This window comes from Agromyces sp. PvR057 (assembly GCF_040547485.1).
Lineage (GTDB): Bacteria > Actinomycetota > Actinomycetes > Actinomycetales > Microbacteriaceae > Agromyces.
Genome location: NZ_JBEPPT010000001.1, coordinates 1,360,692 through 1,375,630, shown reverse-complemented (window position 1 = coordinate 1,375,630; position 14,939 = coordinate 1,360,692). Strand labels below are relative to the sequence as shown.

11 protein-coding genes are annotated in these 14,939 nt (G+C 73.0%); 5 read left to right on the top strand and 6 right to left on the bottom strand.

Translation table 11 applies throughout. From position 1 onward, the window contains the following. Positions 1-30: 30 nt before the first annotated feature. Positions 31-3,486, bottom strand: coding sequence for an ATP-dependent DNA helicase (locus ABIC29_RS06205; protein ID WP_354243635.1), 3,456 nt, complete (start codon positions 3,484-3,486; stop codon positions 31-33). Beyond that, positions 3,483-6,677, bottom strand: a complete 3,195-nt coding sequence (locus ABIC29_RS06200) for a PD-(D/E)XK nuclease family protein (RefSeq protein WP_147309140.1) — start codon at positions 6,675-6,677, stop codon at positions 3,483-3,485. Before ABIC29_RS06200 ends, ABIC29_RS06205 begins: the two co-directional genes overlap by 4 nt. A gap of 92 nt (positions 6,678-6,769) precedes the next feature. On the opposite strand from ABIC29_RS06200, the gene ABIC29_RS06195 reads away from it, so the two are divergent. Both ABIC29_RS06195 and ABIC29_RS06190 read left to right on the top strand, forming a co-directional pair. Next, positions 6,770-6,994 carry a DUF3107 domain-containing protein gene (locus tag ABIC29_RS06195; protein WP_116081324.1) on the top strand — a complete coding sequence of 75 codons (225 nt, stop codon included), beginning with the start codon at positions 6,770-6,772 and terminating at the stop codon, positions 6,992-6,994. 1 nt (position 6,995) lies between these two features. Beyond that, positions 6,996-7,322: a hypothetical protein gene (locus ABIC29_RS06190; RefSeq protein WP_116081323.1), complete on the top strand. Its 327-nt coding sequence runs from the start codon at positions 6,996-6,998 to the stop codon at positions 7,320-7,322. Between the two features lie 129 nt (positions 7,323-7,451). On the opposite strand, the gene ABIC29_RS06185 is transcribed toward ABIC29_RS06190, so the two are convergent. Next, positions 7,452-8,165, bottom strand: coding sequence for a ferritin-like fold-containing protein (locus tag ABIC29_RS06185; protein WP_354243631.1), 714 nt, complete (start codon positions 8,163-8,165; stop codon positions 7,452-7,454). Between the two features lie 131 nt (positions 8,166-8,296). Between ABIC29_RS06185 and ABIC29_RS06180 the strand changes: the two genes are divergently transcribed. Beyond that, complete coding sequence (locus tag ABIC29_RS06180; RefSeq protein ID WP_354243628.1) at positions 8,297-9,829, top strand: DEAD/DEAH box helicase; 1,533 nt, start codon at positions 8,297-8,299, stop codon at positions 9,827-9,829. A gap of 122 nt (positions 9,830-9,951) precedes the next feature. Here the strand turns inward: ABIC29_RS06180 and ABIC29_RS06175 are convergent, their stop codons facing one another. Beyond that, positions 9,952-10,824, bottom strand: a complete 873-nt coding sequence (locus tag ABIC29_RS06175; RefSeq protein WP_116081320.1) for a PHP domain-containing protein — start codon at positions 10,822-10,824, stop codon at positions 9,952-9,954. A 188-nt stretch (positions 10,825-11,012) separates the two neighbouring features. Here ABIC29_RS06175 and ABIC29_RS06170 point away from each other — a divergent pair, with 188 nt between their 5' ends. Beyond that, positions 11,013-12,038 (top strand): endonuclease/exonuclease/phosphatase family protein, encoded by a 1,026-nt coding sequence (locus tag ABIC29_RS06170; protein WP_354243625.1) that lies wholly within the window; start codon positions 11,013-11,015, stop codon positions 12,036-12,038. Positions 12,039-12,101: 63 nt separating this feature from the next. Beyond that, positions 12,102-13,673 carry an aminopeptidase P family protein gene (locus ABIC29_RS06165; protein ID WP_116081318.1) on the top strand — a complete coding sequence of 524 codons (1,572 nt, stop codon included), beginning with the start codon at positions 12,102-12,104 and terminating at the stop codon, positions 13,671-13,673. Positions 13,674-13,692: 19 nt separating this feature from the next. Here the strand turns inward: ABIC29_RS06165 and ABIC29_RS06160 are convergent, their stop codons facing one another. Further along, entirely contained in the window at positions 13,693-14,046 is a 354-nt protein-coding gene (locus ABIC29_RS06160; protein ID WP_116081317.1) for a TIGR02611 family protein, read from the bottom strand. 74 nt (positions 14,047-14,120) lie between these two features. Further along, positions 14,121-14,915: a YflT domain-containing protein gene (locus tag ABIC29_RS06155; protein ID WP_354243622.1), complete on the bottom strand. Its 795-nt coding sequence runs from the start codon at positions 14,913-14,915 to the stop codon at positions 14,121-14,123. Positions 14,916-14,939 lie beyond the last annotated feature (24 nt).

Genomic DNA, 14,939 nt, shown 5'->3' with positions numbered 1-14,939 from the left:
CGGAGCGAATGCGCCGAGCGACGGCACCGATCAGGTCGCGACGGCGCTCGCCCAGGCCTTCCGCAGCGCGGCCTCGTCGTAGAGCTCATCTGGCCTGATGACGCGGTCGTCTTCGACGAAGTAGAACACCGCGTCGACCTCGTCTGGTGAGACGCCGGCCCAGGCCGCGTAGGCGAGGCGGTAGAGGGCGAGCTGCGTCTGCTTGAGTTCGAGGTCCCGTGCGTTGCGCGGCGCGCGACCGGTCTTCCAGTCGACGACCTGGTAGCGGATGCCGCGGGCGGCCAGCTCGCCCCCCTGTGGCACCTCGTAGACGGCGTCGAGCTTGCACACGAAGACGTGCTCGTCGATGGGCAGGTGCAGTTCGATCTCGACCTCGAGCGGACGACGCGAGCCCCACTCGGACGCCTCGAAGGTCGCACGCAGCGCCGCGAGCCGGTCGGGGTCGGCGGTCGCGTCCGGACCGCGGCGGTCGAGCACCCCGCGGCCGGGCGAACCGACATGGGACGAACCGCCGTCGAGCGAAGCACCGTCGAGCGCTCCGGCACCGACCGCGCCGTCATCGAGCGCACGGTCGAGCGCGTCGCCGTTCCCGAGCCCGATCCCGAGCGGTTCGACGGTCGCGACACGACCCTCGTCGAGCGCTTCGAGCAGCTCGATGCCGAAGAGCCCGTCGTCGACGGCGGCTCCGGCGGACTCCCCCGTCGACCGGTGCTCGACCCACTCGTGGAACAGGGTTCCGAGGCGTGTCGCGCGATAGGGCCGCTGCGGCATGGGGCGCCGCAGTTGCGCGGCGACCGCTTCGGGATCGTCGAGGTAGTCCTTGAACCGCGACGCGGGAACGCGCGACGGGATCGGCGTGGGCCCCGGGCCCTCCTGGCGCCGCCGCCGCTCCTCGATGAGCAGCGTCAGCTCGGAGGACAGCTGGGGGCCGATGCCCGCTCCGCTCGGACCGTCGGCGGCGAGCCTCACGGCGTCGGCCGCGCGCACCACCCCCGGCCGGCGCGCGCCGAGCGGGTCGAGCGGCCACGAGACGCGCGAGTCGGACTCGGCGCGCGGATTCTCGTCGTCGGCCGGCCCACTCGGCAGCAGGTCGGGCGCGATGACGCCGGCGACCGCGAGCTCGCGGAGGAAGGCGCTCGGCGGCCGTGCCGTCTTCTGGGTCGCCCACCAGGAGCCGCTGAGCAGCAGGTCGGAGCGGGTCCTCGTGACGGCGACGTAGGCCAGCCGCCGTTCCTCATCGGCGTGGCGTTCACGGTTCTCCTCGGCGAATGCCGTGACGGCCTCGTCGAACTCGCGCTGGCTCTGCACCCCGCGCCACCCGAGCTCGGGCAGCTCGTCGCGGTCTCCCTTGAACTCGTTCGGCAGCTCGCCGAACGCGAGCCAGCCCTTGGCGGAGCGCGGCTTCGACGGGATCTCCTGATCGACCACGCGCGGCACCGCCACGACGTCCCACTCGAGTCCCTTCGACCCGTGGATCGAGAGCACCTGCACGGCGCCCGGCTCCGGCTCGTCCTGACGCGGCGCGAGCCGGTCGCGCTGCTCGGCCTCGGTCAGCCAGCCGAGGAAGGCCCCGAGCGTGGGGTGCTCGGAGTCGTCGGCGAAGCCCGCGAGCAGCTCGTCGAACGCCTCGAGGCTCGGCCGGCCCAGCGGCTGGTCGGCGTTCGCGGCGACCTCGATGTCGAGCAGCAGCTCCTGCTGCACGAGGTGCACGAAGTCGATGAGTCCGAGTCCTGCGCGGCGGCGAAGCGCCTGCAGCTGGGTGCCGGCGCGGCGGAGCCTGGCCAGCCCCGGCCCGCTGATGCCCGCGAGTGCTCGGTGATCGTCTGGGGCGGTGAGCACGAAGTCGAGCGCGTCGACGATCGAGGGCGATTCCTCGGCCGCGGTCGAGGCCCGGAGCTCGCGTCGCACCTCGTCGTCGAGACGGCGGCGCGCGAGGTCGCGATCGACGAGCCATCGGGCCACGTCGCGGAGCCCCGAGAGATCTGCCGGTCCCACGCGCCAGCGGGCGCCTCCGAGCACGCGCACGAGCTCGGCGCCCGCGGTGGGATCGTGGAGCACGCGCAGCACGCACACGAGGTCGGCGATCACGGGTTGGTCGAGCAGCCCGGCCATGCCGAGCACGTGCACGGGCACGCCGTGTGCGCGCAGCGCCTGCGTGAACACCTCGACGTTCGCGAAGGTCCGACAGAGCAGCGCTCCGCTCTTCGGCGACGACGCAGGGCCGGCCTGCGCCGCTTCGGCAGCCGATGCCCCCGCCCGGCCGGCACGCCCGAGTCGTTCGGCGAACCAGCGTGCGACCCGATCGGCCTCGTCGTCGATGGTCTCGCCCCACGCCACGTCGAGCCGGCCGGCACCGGCGAAGGGCGAGGGCGCGAGCGGCGCCTTCGGGATGCCCGCGTCGAGCGACGCGATGAGCGTGTTCGCCGCATCGAGCACGATGCGCGGGTTCCGCCAGCTCGTCGAAAGGTGGTAGACCGACGCGGCCCCCTTGCCGAAGTCGCGGTCGAACCGGGCGAGGTTGGCGGCGCTCGCGCCACGCCATCCGTAGATCGACTGGTCGGGGTCGCCGACCGCCATGACGGGGTGCCCCTCGAAGAGCGAGGCAAGGAGGCGCGTCTGCACGACGCTCGTGTCCTGGTACTCGTCGAGCAGCACGGTGCGCGAACGCTCGCGGTGCTCGACGACGACATCCGGGTGCTCGACGCAGATCTGCAGCGCGAGGGCGACCTGGTCGGAGAACTCGACGTATCCGCGTTCGCGCTTGGCGGCAGCGTAGGCGTCGGCGAGCTCGAGCAGGGGCGGCAGCGCATCGACGACGCCGAGCGCCCCGACGAACGAGTCGAAGTCGGTGCGCTTGCGAGGCGCTTCGATCGGCAACCCGCGCATCGCGAGGAAGTCGCGGGCGAAGGCGCGCACGTCGCGGCTGTCGGCGACGTTCTCGGCGAGCGCACGACTGAGCGACAGGGCTGCGCCGGTCACGCGGTCGAGCGACGCGTCGAGTTCGATGAGCTGGTCGTCGGCCGACGCGCTCACGACCGATCGCGCCAGCAGCCATGCGGATGCCTCGCCGAGCACGGTCGCGTCGGGCTCGCGCCCGATGCGCATCGCGTGCTCGCGGTAGATCGCGCTGGCGAACGAGTGGTAGGTGCTCACGGTCGCCGATTCGAGCGGATCGATGACGAGGTCGGCGATGCCCTCGTGCACGAGCTGCGCGACCCGCTCGCGCATGCGTTCGGCGAGCTCGCCGGCGGCCTTCCGCGTGAACGTGAGCCCGAGCACGTCGGCGACCCCGACATGGCCGTTGGCGAGCAGCCACACCACGCGGTTGGCCATCGTCTCGGTCTTGCCGCTGCCCGCACCGGCGACGACGATGCTCGCGCCGTGCGGATCGGCCTCGATGACCGCCTGCTGCTCGGGCGTCGGCACGTGCAGGCCGAGGCGGGTGGCGATCTCTGCGGCGCTCAGGCTATTCGGCGCGGCGCTCATGCGGAGACCGCCGGCACGAGGTGCACGCGGTACTGCCATGAGCCGAACCGCGACCGGTGACCCGGTTCGGTGGAGCCCTCGAAGCTCGCGCCGGCCATGATCCGGCCGACCTGGCCGAGCCGCTCGCGGAATTCGGCCTCCGCCTCGTCGTCGAACGGCTGCTGGGCGCGCTCGGTGTACGCGAGTCCGCGCGACGGCGTGGCCACGTAGACGAGCTTCGCTCCGCCGAGCACTCCGCCCGACGGCACCGCGTTCTGGCGGGCGGCGAGCTGGTAGGCGGCGAGCTGGGGATGCGCGGCCGTCTGCGCGAACGTGGGTGCGGTGCGCCCGGTCTTGATGTCGACGATCACGGTCGTGCCGTCGGCCGAGGCCTCGATGCGGTCGATGGTGCCCGTGATGCGCACCCGGTCGATGGTGATGGTGAACTTCCCTTCGGCACCGAGCAGCACCTTCGCGTCGTCGTCGAAGGAGCTCAGGTACTCCGCTGCGCCCTCGGCCATGCGTCTGGCCCCGCGACGCTCGCGCTCGGCGACCCATCCGGCCTCGAAGCGCACCGACGCGAGCCGCTCCTCGACGGCGCCCCAGATCGCCTCGACGTCGGTCGCTCCGTCGTCGCGCGCACCGATCTCCTCGACCACGGCGTGCACGATGGTGCCGATCGAGGCGGCCACTCCCGACGGCGGCGACGCGATGTGGTCGACGAACCAACCGAGCGGCGACTCCTCGACGCGGTCGATCTGCGACGGCGACACCGGCACGACCGCCTCGGGGTCGCCCTCGAGGTCGACCAGCGGCGCCTCGGTCGACAGGCCGGCCAACCCGTACCACTCGCTCGGGTCGGCCCCCGGCACGCCCTCCTCGGCGAGCAGGGCCAGCGCGGCGGCGGACTCGGGATCGCCCGTGACCGCCTCGCGACGGAGCGCTCCCACCAGCGGCCGCAACTGCAGCGGCCGCCGGCGCGGCCGCACGCGTTCACGCGCGTAGCCCATGAGCACCGAGGGCTGCTCGTCGTCGTTGGCGGTGCACGCGAGGACGACCTGCCGCCGCGCCCGCGAGACCGCGAGGACGAACATGCGCAGCTCGTCGTCGCGAACGGAGGCGCGGACCTCTGCCGGGGTCTCGACGCCCGGCATCGGGGAGCCCGACCGTGAGGCCTGCACCACGCGCGGCAGGAGACCCGCGTGCAGCAGCGTGCCGCGGGGGCGGAGGTTCGGCCAGACGGCGTCTTGCAGGCCGGCGACGACCATCACGTCGAACTCGCGTCCGACGACGCCCTGCGGGGTCGTGACGAGCACGGTCTCGGCCGTGCGCCGCGGTGCGAGCGAGTCCTCGGGCAGCTCGCTCGCGAGCACCTCGTCGACGAAGCGCACGGCCGGTGCCCCTGGTTCGCGCTCGACGAATCTCGTCGCGGCCGAGAAGAGCGCGACGGCGGCATCGAGCGAGCGGTCGGCCTCGTCGGCGAGCACTCCGGTGCCGGCGGCCTGGCGGCCCCATTCGGTGCCGAGCCCGCCGCCCTCCCAGAGCGACCAGAGGACCTCCTCGATCGTGCCGCCGGCTCGAGCGACCTGCGTGGCCGCGGCGAGCACCGCGGCGAGCCTGGCAGCGCGGCGACCCGGTGCGGCGTCGATCGTGACGAACCCGCCCGGGGCCGAGAGCGCGTCCACGAGCAGCTCGTCGCCCGTGCGCGTTCCGCCGGCGGCGAGTTCGTCGTGACGCAGCGCCAGGCGCAACCGCCGCAGCCCGATGCCGTCGAGACGGCCGAGCGGACCGGTGAGCAGGGCCACTGCGAGGTCGGCGGTGAGCGGCTCGCGACCGAGCACGAACGAGCACGCCGTGAGCAGTGCCGCAGCGGCCGGGGCATCGCGGAGCGCGAGCCCGGTCGCGGCGCCCGCCGTGGGAACGTCGGCGAGCGCGAGCGCGCGTTCGACCGACGGCACGTCGCCGCCGGACCTCAGGACGACGGCCATCTGCGACCATGGCACCCCGTCGAGCAGGTGGCGCTCGCGCAGCACCGAGGCGATCGCGAGGTGCTCGGCCGCGCTCGAGGCCGCCTCGATGCCGAGCACGGGGGCCAGCGGATCAGCGTCGCCGGCCGCGCCGGCTTCTGCGCCTGCCAGGGCGGCTGACCGGTGCGTGCCGCCCAGCGCCGTGCCGATGTGCGCGCGGACGCCAGAGACGATCTCGGCGATCTCGGGTCGCCCGCGGTGCACGGTCGGCAGTTCGACGCGCTGCACGGGAGCGCCGTCGAGCATCGAGCTCAGCGAGCCGAGCAGTTCGGGGCGCCCGCCTCGGAACCCGTTGCTCGCGACATCGGGATCGCCGATCGCCACGATCTGCACGCCGCACGCGGCGAAGGCCGCGATCAACGATGCGGACGCCTCGGTGGTCTCCTGCGCGTCGTCGACGACGAGCATGCGCAACCCGGCGAGCGGGCCGAGCGCCGCGGATGCGTCGGGGTCGACGCGGCTGCGGCGCACGATCGAGGCCGCGAACGCGCCGAGCTCCGCCGAGTCGAACTGGTTGGGTCGCACCTGGTCCTTGACGTCGGCGTACTCGGACATGAACGCGGCCGCGGCGACCCACTCGGGGCGCCCTGCGGTCTCGCCGAGGCGCGCGAGGTCGCGCTCGTCGACTCCGAGCTCGACCGCGCGCATGAGGAGGTCGCGGAGCTCGGTGCGGAAGCCCCTGAGCACCCGCACCTCCGGCGTCAGCGGTTCGGGCCACACGGGACCGAACCCGTCGCGGATGCCGCCCTCGACGAGGTCGGCGACGATGCGGTCGTGCTCGCCGCCGGTGAGCAGCGTGACGGGTGCCGCCGTGTAGGCGCGCACGAGTTGGAAGGCCATGGAGTTCGCCGTGCGCGCGAGCGGGCCGCGCGTCGTGACGCCCAGTCGCACGGCGATGCGATCGCGCAGCGCGGTGGCCGTTGACCGGCTCGAGCAGAGCACGAGCACGTCGTCGACCCCGTAGCCGAGCCGGGCGATGCGGTCGGCGACGAGCTCGACCGCGAGCGTCGTCTTGCCGGAGCCGGGAGCCCCGAACACGGCGTGGTGCACGCCCTCGGAGATGCGCTCGGCGACGCCCGCCGCGAGGCCCGCCCCTGGGCCGTGGACGGGGCCTGCCGCCATGGCCGCGGATCCGGGTGCGACGAGGTCCGCGTCGGGCTGCGACGGGGCGGTGGGGCTGGGCATGCCCACACGTTAACCCGTTCCGCCGACAGTGAACGTGCCCCGTGCCCCGCGAGCCGTGTCATAGTGTGGTCGCAAGGACAGAAAGGCCCACTGTGGACGTACGGATCGGCATTCAGAACTCCCCTCGCGAACTCGGTTTCGAGTCGTCCCAGTCGGCAGAGGAGGTCCAGACCCAGGTCGCCGCAGCCCTCGAGGGCGACGCGAAGTCGCTCAGGTTCGTCGACTCGAAGGGCACCGTCTACCTCGTGCCCTCCGCCGCGCTCGCCTATGTCGAGATCGGCTCGGAGGAGTCGCGCCGCGTCGGATTCGTGGCCTGACGTGGAACTGCTCTTCGTCGTGCTCGGCGGGGCGATCCTCGGCCTCGGCGCACGCTACCTGCTTCCGCTGCGGCACACGCACGGCGTGCTGCTGATCCCCGCCATCGGCGCGGGTGCAGCCGCGATCGTCTGGGTCGCGCTCACCTGGCTCGGCTGGGCATGGGACGGCGGGTGGATCTGGGTCGTGTCGCTCGTGGTCGCCGGACTCGCGGCCGCGGCATCCGCGTACCTGATCGGCCCGAAGCGCGAGCGGGCGGATGCCGAGCTCTTCGAGCGGCTCTCCCGCCCGGGCACGGCGACGCCGGCCCGCGCGGCGACGGTCGGCTGAGTCCGCGCGAACGCATCGACGTGACGGCGTCCACCTTCGGGAGGGCGCCGTTTCTCGTGCACCCCGGAGCCGGCACCCGAGCGGCGGCGGCCTCGCAGCAGCATCCGCGCGCACCGGAACGGCGACGCGTCAGGCCGTGAGGCCGAGCGCGTCCATGCGACGCGTGTGGTCGGCGATGAGCTCGGTGAAGATCGGCTCGACGCGCTCCTCGAGGCCCCTGGCCTCCGACCCGTGCAGTGCGGATCGTGCGATGAGCAGCGTGTCGCCGACGAGGCTGCGACCCCAGAGGGCGAGTCGGTCGGCGAGTCCGGGCTGCTCGGCGATGGCGAGGCCGAGTTCGCGCTCGAGCACGGCTGCGGACCCCGCTTCGTCGAGGATCGCGCGCACGCGGCGTGCGAGATCGGCGTGCAGGCCGTTCGAGAGCCGCGAGAAGTAGCCGTCGAGCATGCCGGACGTCACGTGGATGGCGAGCAGCAGCTCGTGCCAGTCGCCGCTGCCCCAGGCGGCCTGGAGCCGCTGGGTGGCTGGGGCGAACGGCGCCATGACGTCGACGGGCTCGACGCCGAGCAGCCGCAGCTCGCCGATGAGCGCGTGGTGCTTGCGCAGCGAGACGCCGGCGGCCGCACTCAGCCCCTCCTTCGACCGGAGGTCGGGCGCGGTCTGCACCGCGAGCGCGAGCCCCTCGAAGAAGACGAGCTGGATGTACGCGGCCTGGCCGAGGAAGGGCACGGGCGCGGGCACCAGTTCGGTGAAGTCCACACGCGTGAGCTCGGTCGGCGCGACGCGCGGTCGCTGCCGCGGCGCCTCGGGGCGGGCAACGCGTCGATTGATCCAGGACACCACGGCACACAGCCTAACCGAGGCGTTCAGGCTCTCTCCGATAGGCTGGAGGTCGCATGCGGGCATCGGACCCGCAGCCGTGCGCCTGAGGACAAGCAGCGCGCACCTCTCCAGCTGAACCGACAGGCAGATACTTGACTACTTTCGCAGAACTCGGCGTCGCGTCCGACATCGTCGACGCGCTCGCAACCAAGGGCATCTTCGATGCCTTCCCCATCCAGGAGCAGACCATCCCCCTCGCCCTCTCGGGCCAGGACATCATCGGCCAGGCCAAGACCGGAACGGGCAAGACCTTCGGGTTCGGCCTGCCGATCATCCAGCGCCTCGGCGACGACCCCGAGCCCGGCGTCAAGGCGCTCGTCGTCGTGCCGACCCGTGAACTCTGCGTCCAGGTCACCGAGGACCTCGAGGTGGCCACGTCGAACCGCCCCACCAAGGTCGTGTCGATCTACGGCGGCAAGGCGTACGAGGGCCAGATCGAGCAGATCAAGGCCGGAGCGCAGATCGTGGTCGGCACCCCCGGTCGCCTCCTCGACCTCGCGTCGCAGCGACTGCTGTCGCTGAAGAACGTGCAGGAGGTCGTGCTCGACGAGGCCGACAAGATGCTCGACCTCGGCTTCCTCTCCGACATCGAGAAGATCTTCGCGCAGACCCCCGCGGTGCGTCACACGATGCTCTTCTCGGCCACCATGCCCGGCCCGATCGTCGCGCTCGCGCGTCGTTTCATGTCGAAGCCCATCCACATCCGGGCGACCGATCCCGACGAGGGCCTCACGCAGGCGAACATCAAGCACCTCGTCTACCGTGCGCACTCGCTCGACAAGGACGAGGTGATCTCGCGCATCCTGCAGGCCGACGGCCGCGGCAAGACCGTGATCTTCACGCGCACCAAGCGTGCGGCCGCCAAGCTCGTCGAGGAGCTCAACGACCGCGGCTTCAACGCCGCCGCCGTGCACGGCGACCTCAACCAGGACCAGCGCGAGCGGGCCATGGCCGCGTTCAAAGCCGGCAAGAAGGACATCCTCATCGCCACGGATGTCGCGGCACGAGGCATCGACGTCGACGACGTCACGCACGTGATCAACCACACCATCCCCGACGACGACAAGACGTACCTGCACCGCGCGGGTCGCACGGGTCGCGCCGGCAAGACCGGCATCGCCGTGACCTTCGTCGACTGGGACGACCTGCACAAGTGGGCGCTCATCAACCGCGCACTCGAATTCGGCCAGCCCGAGCCCACCGAGACGTACTCGTCGAGCCCGCACCTGTTCACCGACCTCGACATCCCCGCGGGCACGAAGGGCCGCCTCAAGCCGTCCGCGGCCGCAGCAGCTCCGACCCGGTCGAGCACCGCCGGCCGCACCGAGGGTCGCGGCGAGGCGCGTCAGGGCGACAGTGAGCGCGCACCCCGCAGCAGCCGTTCACGTCAGCGCACCCGCGGCGGCGTCGCGGCCACGGGCACCCCGGCGCCCGAGGCCGGCGCCGGCTCGTCCGCGTCGGCCGACACCGCCGAGGCCGCGACCGCGACGGTTCGCGAACCGGGCACCGGCACGCACGACGGCGGCGGCAGCGAGCACCACGACGGCAACGCGGCTCCCCGCCGTCGTCGCCGTCGTCGCGGACCGCGTCCGGCCGGCTCGGCGGGCGCTGCACCGCAGGCCTGACCCGGCCGGACGACCGACCTGCGTCGTCCTCCCACGGCTGTTCCGTCCCGGTCTCCGGCTGGTGCGGGCTCCGGTCGGGGTGCCGGCTGCGGTCGGGGTGCCGGCTGCGGTCGGGGTGCCGGCTACGGCAGCACGGGCGCCGTGCCGGTGCCCTCCGCGAGGATGCGGGCCACGACGTCCGCGCGCGTGCGCTCCTGGCCGAGGCGGTTCGGCTTGCCGGTGCCGTGGTAGTCGCTCGAGCCCGTGACGGCCAGGCCGAACTCCCGCGCGAGCGCATGCAGCCGCGGCTTGGAGGCGGGGTCGTTCTCGGGGTGATCGATCTCGAGGCCGAAGAGGCCGGCGTCCACGAGCTGTCGCAGGCGCGCGTGCGACACGACGTGCTCCTCGCCCCGCGCGCCCGGGTGGGCGAGCACGGGCACGCCGCCGGCCGCGCGGATGAGTCGGACGCCCGTGAGCGGGTCGGGCGCGTAGTGCGGCCGGGCGTACCCGTGGCGCGGGTGCAGGATGCCGGCGAACGCCGCCGACCTCGTGTTCGCGTGACCGCGGGCGACGAGCGCGTCGGCGATGTGCGGGCGGCCGACGGTGGCCCCAACCGCGGTCTGGGCGAGCACGTCGTCCCACGTGAGCGGGTAGTCCCTCGAGATGCTGCGCACGATCTCCTCGGCGCGTGTGAGCCTCGACTCCCGGATGCGCGTGGTCTCGGCCAGCAGCGGCTCGTCGAACGGGTCGATGAGGTAGGCGAGCACGTGCACGCTCGTGTACTGCTCGCGCGTCGAGAGCTCCATGCCCGGGATGAGGGCGACGCCCGTCTCGGGGACGGCCGCCGCGGCCTCGGCCCAGCCGGCGGTCGAGTCGTGATCGGTGAGCGCCATCGCCGACAGCCCCACCTCGGCCGCCTCGACGAGGAGCGCGGCCGGAGCCCCGGTGCCGTCTGAGACCGTCGAGTGCACGTGCAGGTCGGCCTCACCGATCCCGGATGCCGTCGACGAAGCCATGCCCCCATGCTAGGCCGCGCCGCCGAGTCGACGCGCAGCCCCGAGCGGCCCTTCACCGCCCCCCGCACCGCACCGGGTCGCACCGGGTCGCACCCGACCGGACAGGTTTTGGGGGTGCGGAACGCTCGACACGGCCGAAACGCGTCCGCTCGCGGCGCCGACACAGGCTCGTGCCATAGCTTGGACGGATGCTCCCCCGCATCCTCGGCTGGCTCGTCGTCCTCGTCTCGGCGGTCGTCGCGGCCATCCTGCTCTGGCCGCAGGGGTTCGGCCTCCAGAACCAGTGGATCGCCACCCACGTCGTCGCGCTCCGCGGCTCGGCCGCCCTCGTCGGCATCGTCGCCGCCGGGCTGTTCGGCCTGCTCGCCATCCCGCGGCGCCCCCGCCGCTTCGCCCTCGCGATGGTGCTGGTGCTCGCGGTCTTCGCGGGAGGGAACCTCGCCGTGCTCGCCGCTCGCGGACTCGGGGGATCGGATGCCGCGTCGGCCGCGGCATCCGACACCGTCACCGTCTTCTCGTGGAACACGCTCGGCGAGGTGCCCGACGCGTCGACGATCACCGGGCTGGCCCTCGCCGAGGGCGCCGACGTCGTCGTGCTGCCCGAGACCACCGAGCCGCTCGGCGAGGAGGTCGCGGTCGCCATGCGCGAGGGCGGGAGTCCGATGTGGGTGCACACGGTCGCGTTCGACGACATCGCGAAGGCCCGGTCGACGACGATCCTCATCTCGCCTGAGCTCGGCGACTACGAGGTGACCTCGGCCCTGGTCTCCGGCCCGCCGGGCAACACGAACACCCTGCCGTCGGTCATCGCCGATCCCGTCTCGGGCGACGGCCCCCGCATCGTCGCGGTGCACGCGGTCGCGCCCATCCGGTGGGAGCTGCGCAACTGGCGCAGCGACCTCGACTGGCTCGCCGAGCAGTGCGCGGGCGAGAACGTGATCATGGCCGGCGACTTCAACGCGACCGTCGACCACTTCGCCGGTCGCGGCGTCGACGGCGGCGACCTCGGTCGATGCGCGGATGCCGCGGTGCAGGGCGGTTCCGGCGGCGTCGGCACCTGGCCGACGGACCTGCCGGAGATCCTCGGCAGCCCGATCGACCACGTGCTCGCGACCCCCGGATGGAACGTCGACGCCGTCCGCGTGATCGGAGAGGTCGACGGCGCGGGAAGCGACCACCGCCCGATCGTCGCGACCCTCTCCCGCGCCGACTGAGCCGCCCCCCGACCGATGCCGCCGACCGATGCCGCTCGCGGCGACCGGTGAGACAATGGAGGCATGGCCACCAGCGACACCACCACCACCGAGACCACGGCAGCCGCGACATCCGCCGACGAGGACGGTCGCAACGCGAACCGCTCGACGACGCCGGGCTCCGACGGGTTCAAGGACTTCATCAGCAGCGGCTGGGGGACGCGCGACGAGGCGCTGCCCACGGCCCGCGAGCAGGCCTCGTACGCCGCGACCCGGCGGGCACGCGTCTCGGCGGCGTTCCCCGGCATCCGCCTGGTGATCCCCGCCGGCGACATGAAGCAGCGCGCGAACGACACCGACTACCCGTTCCGCGCCCACTCCGCGTTCGCGCACCTGACCGCCTGGGGTTCCGACTCCGAGCCCGGTGCCGTGCTCGTCCTCGAGCCCGAGGGTCGTGAGGGCCACATCGCGACCGTGTACTTCCGGGAGCGCGCGGGCCGCGACTCCGAGGAGTTCTACGCGAACCCCGCCATCGGCGAGTTCTGGATCGGCGCGCGCCCGTCGCTGGCGCACGTCTCGGCCGATCTGGCGATCCGCACCCGCGGCCTCGACGAACTCGAGGCCGTCGTCGCGGCGGTCGACACCTCGACGCTCGTGCTGCGCGAGGCCGATGCCGCCCTCACGGAGCGCATCGACCACGCCCGCATCCGGTTCGCGGCCGAGGAGGCGCTGTCGACGAACGCACAGGATGCGCCCTTCTCGCTCGAGTTCGGCGGCGACCACGAGCCCGACGCCGAGCTCGCCCGCGTGCTCTCCGAACTCCGCCTCGTGAAGGACGAGTACGAGATCGCCGAGATGCGCGCGGCGGTCGACGCGACGCAGCGCGGCTTCACCGAGGTCTTCGAGGAGCTGCCGCGCATCACGGCCGAGGTGCGCGGCGAGCGGGTCATCGAGGGCGTGTTCGCCACACGCGCCCGCCTCGACGGCAACGACGTCGGCTACGGCTCGATCGCCGCGGCCGGCCCGCACGCGACGATCCTGCACTGGACCCGCAACGACGGCGCCGTCGTGCCAGGCGACCTCGTGCTGCTCGACGCGGGCGTCGAGCTCGACTCGTACTACACGGCCGACATCACGCGCACGTTCCCGGTCAACGGCGCGTTCTCCGACGTGCAGCGCCGGGTCTACGAGGCCGTGCTCGAGGCAGCGGATGCCGCGTTCGCCGTCGTGCGTCCCGGTGCGGTCTTCCGCGAGGTGCACGCCGCCGCGATGGCCGTGATCGCACGCAGGACCGCCGAGTGGGGCTTCCTGCCCGTCTCCGCCGAGGAGTCGCTTCGGCCCGAGAACCAGTTCCACCGCCGCTACATGGTGCACGGCACCAGCCACCACCTCGGGCTCGACGTGCACGACTGCGCGCAGGCCCGCCGGGAGATGTACATGGACGGCGTGCTCGAGGCGGGCATGGTCTTCACGATCGAGCCAGGGCTCTACTTCCAGCCCGACGACCTCACGGTTCCCGAGGAGTTCCGCGGCATCGGCGTGCGCATCGAGGACGACATCCTCGTCACCGCCGACGGCGCCGAGAACCTGTCGGCGGGCATCCCGCGGACGGTCGCCGACGTCGAGGCCTGGGTGCAGGGAGCACAGCAGGCCTGACCGCTTCGGCCGGTGCCGCTCAGGCGGTGGCGTCCGGGCTCGACCGAGCGGCGCGGCGGGCCCGCCACCACGCCCAGAACCGCGCGAGCTGACGCGTGGCGAAGGCCGCGAGCCGGCGCGCCCAGGCGAACTCGGTGCCGAGGATCGCGAGCCCGAGGAACACGACGAGCCAGCCCGGCCCCGGCAGCGGCACGAGCGCGAGTCCGACGACGGCGACGATGCCGCCGAGCACGCCGACGAGCACGCGGTAGGTGCGCCGGAGCGTCGGGCGGTCGTGGATGCGACGACGGATGCCGCGCAGCCACCGCCGGATCGGACGATCGGGCCGCTCGGCCTCGACGATCTCGCGGGAGAGTTCCTGATCGGTGACCATCCGAACACGATATGTCGCGAGTCACCGCTTCGTGGCGGAACTCAGCGGGCTCGCAGCAACGCCCGCCCGGATGCTCAGGCGTCGCCGCCCGACCGTCGCCGATCGCGCTCCGCCCGGCGGGCCGCGTCGAGCGCTTCGCCGTACGTGAGTCCCTGCGGCTCCGCCGCGTCGGGTTCGGGCACGGCAGGCGCGTCGGGAACCGAGTCGTCGGAGGCCGCGGATGCCCGGCCCGCCCCGCTCTCGGAGGCGGGCGCCGCGTCGGCGGTCGCGACATCCGGCGCATCCGTCACCTCGCCGTACTGGCCGGCGGAGGTCCGGGTGCGCGGCGTCGCGGGAGCCTGGGTCGCGGCGCCGGGAACCGGCAACGCCGGCGCGGGCGCCTCGGTCACGCCGAGCACCTGACGGGCGCGCTCGACGTGCGCGGACTCCGCCACGATCGAGTAGCTCGTGGCGAGCACCTGCGCGACCGAGGTGAAATCGCGACGTCGACGGTTGACCGAGTACGAGACGACGCTGAAGATCATGCCGAAGCCCGCGCCGATGAGCACCGCGGAGATCAGGATGCCGACCGACGACGGCGTGGGCGCGAAGATGAAGAAGAGCAGGCCGAGGAACGTGCCGAACCATGCGCCAGAGAGCGCACCGGCCCCGGCCGCACGGCCCCAGGTGAGCTTGCCGGTGATGCGCTCGACACTCGTGAGCCCGGTGCCGACGATCGCGAGCTCCTTGAGCGGGAACTCGGCCTTCGCGAGCGCGTCGACCCCCGCCTGCGCCTCGGCGTACGTCTCGAAGCTCGCGACCGTCTCGCCCTGCGGCAAGGTCGGGAAGGCTCTGGACATGCGGCCGCCGAACGGCGATGAGGTGCTCACGTCCTCATCCTCCCACGGGCTAAG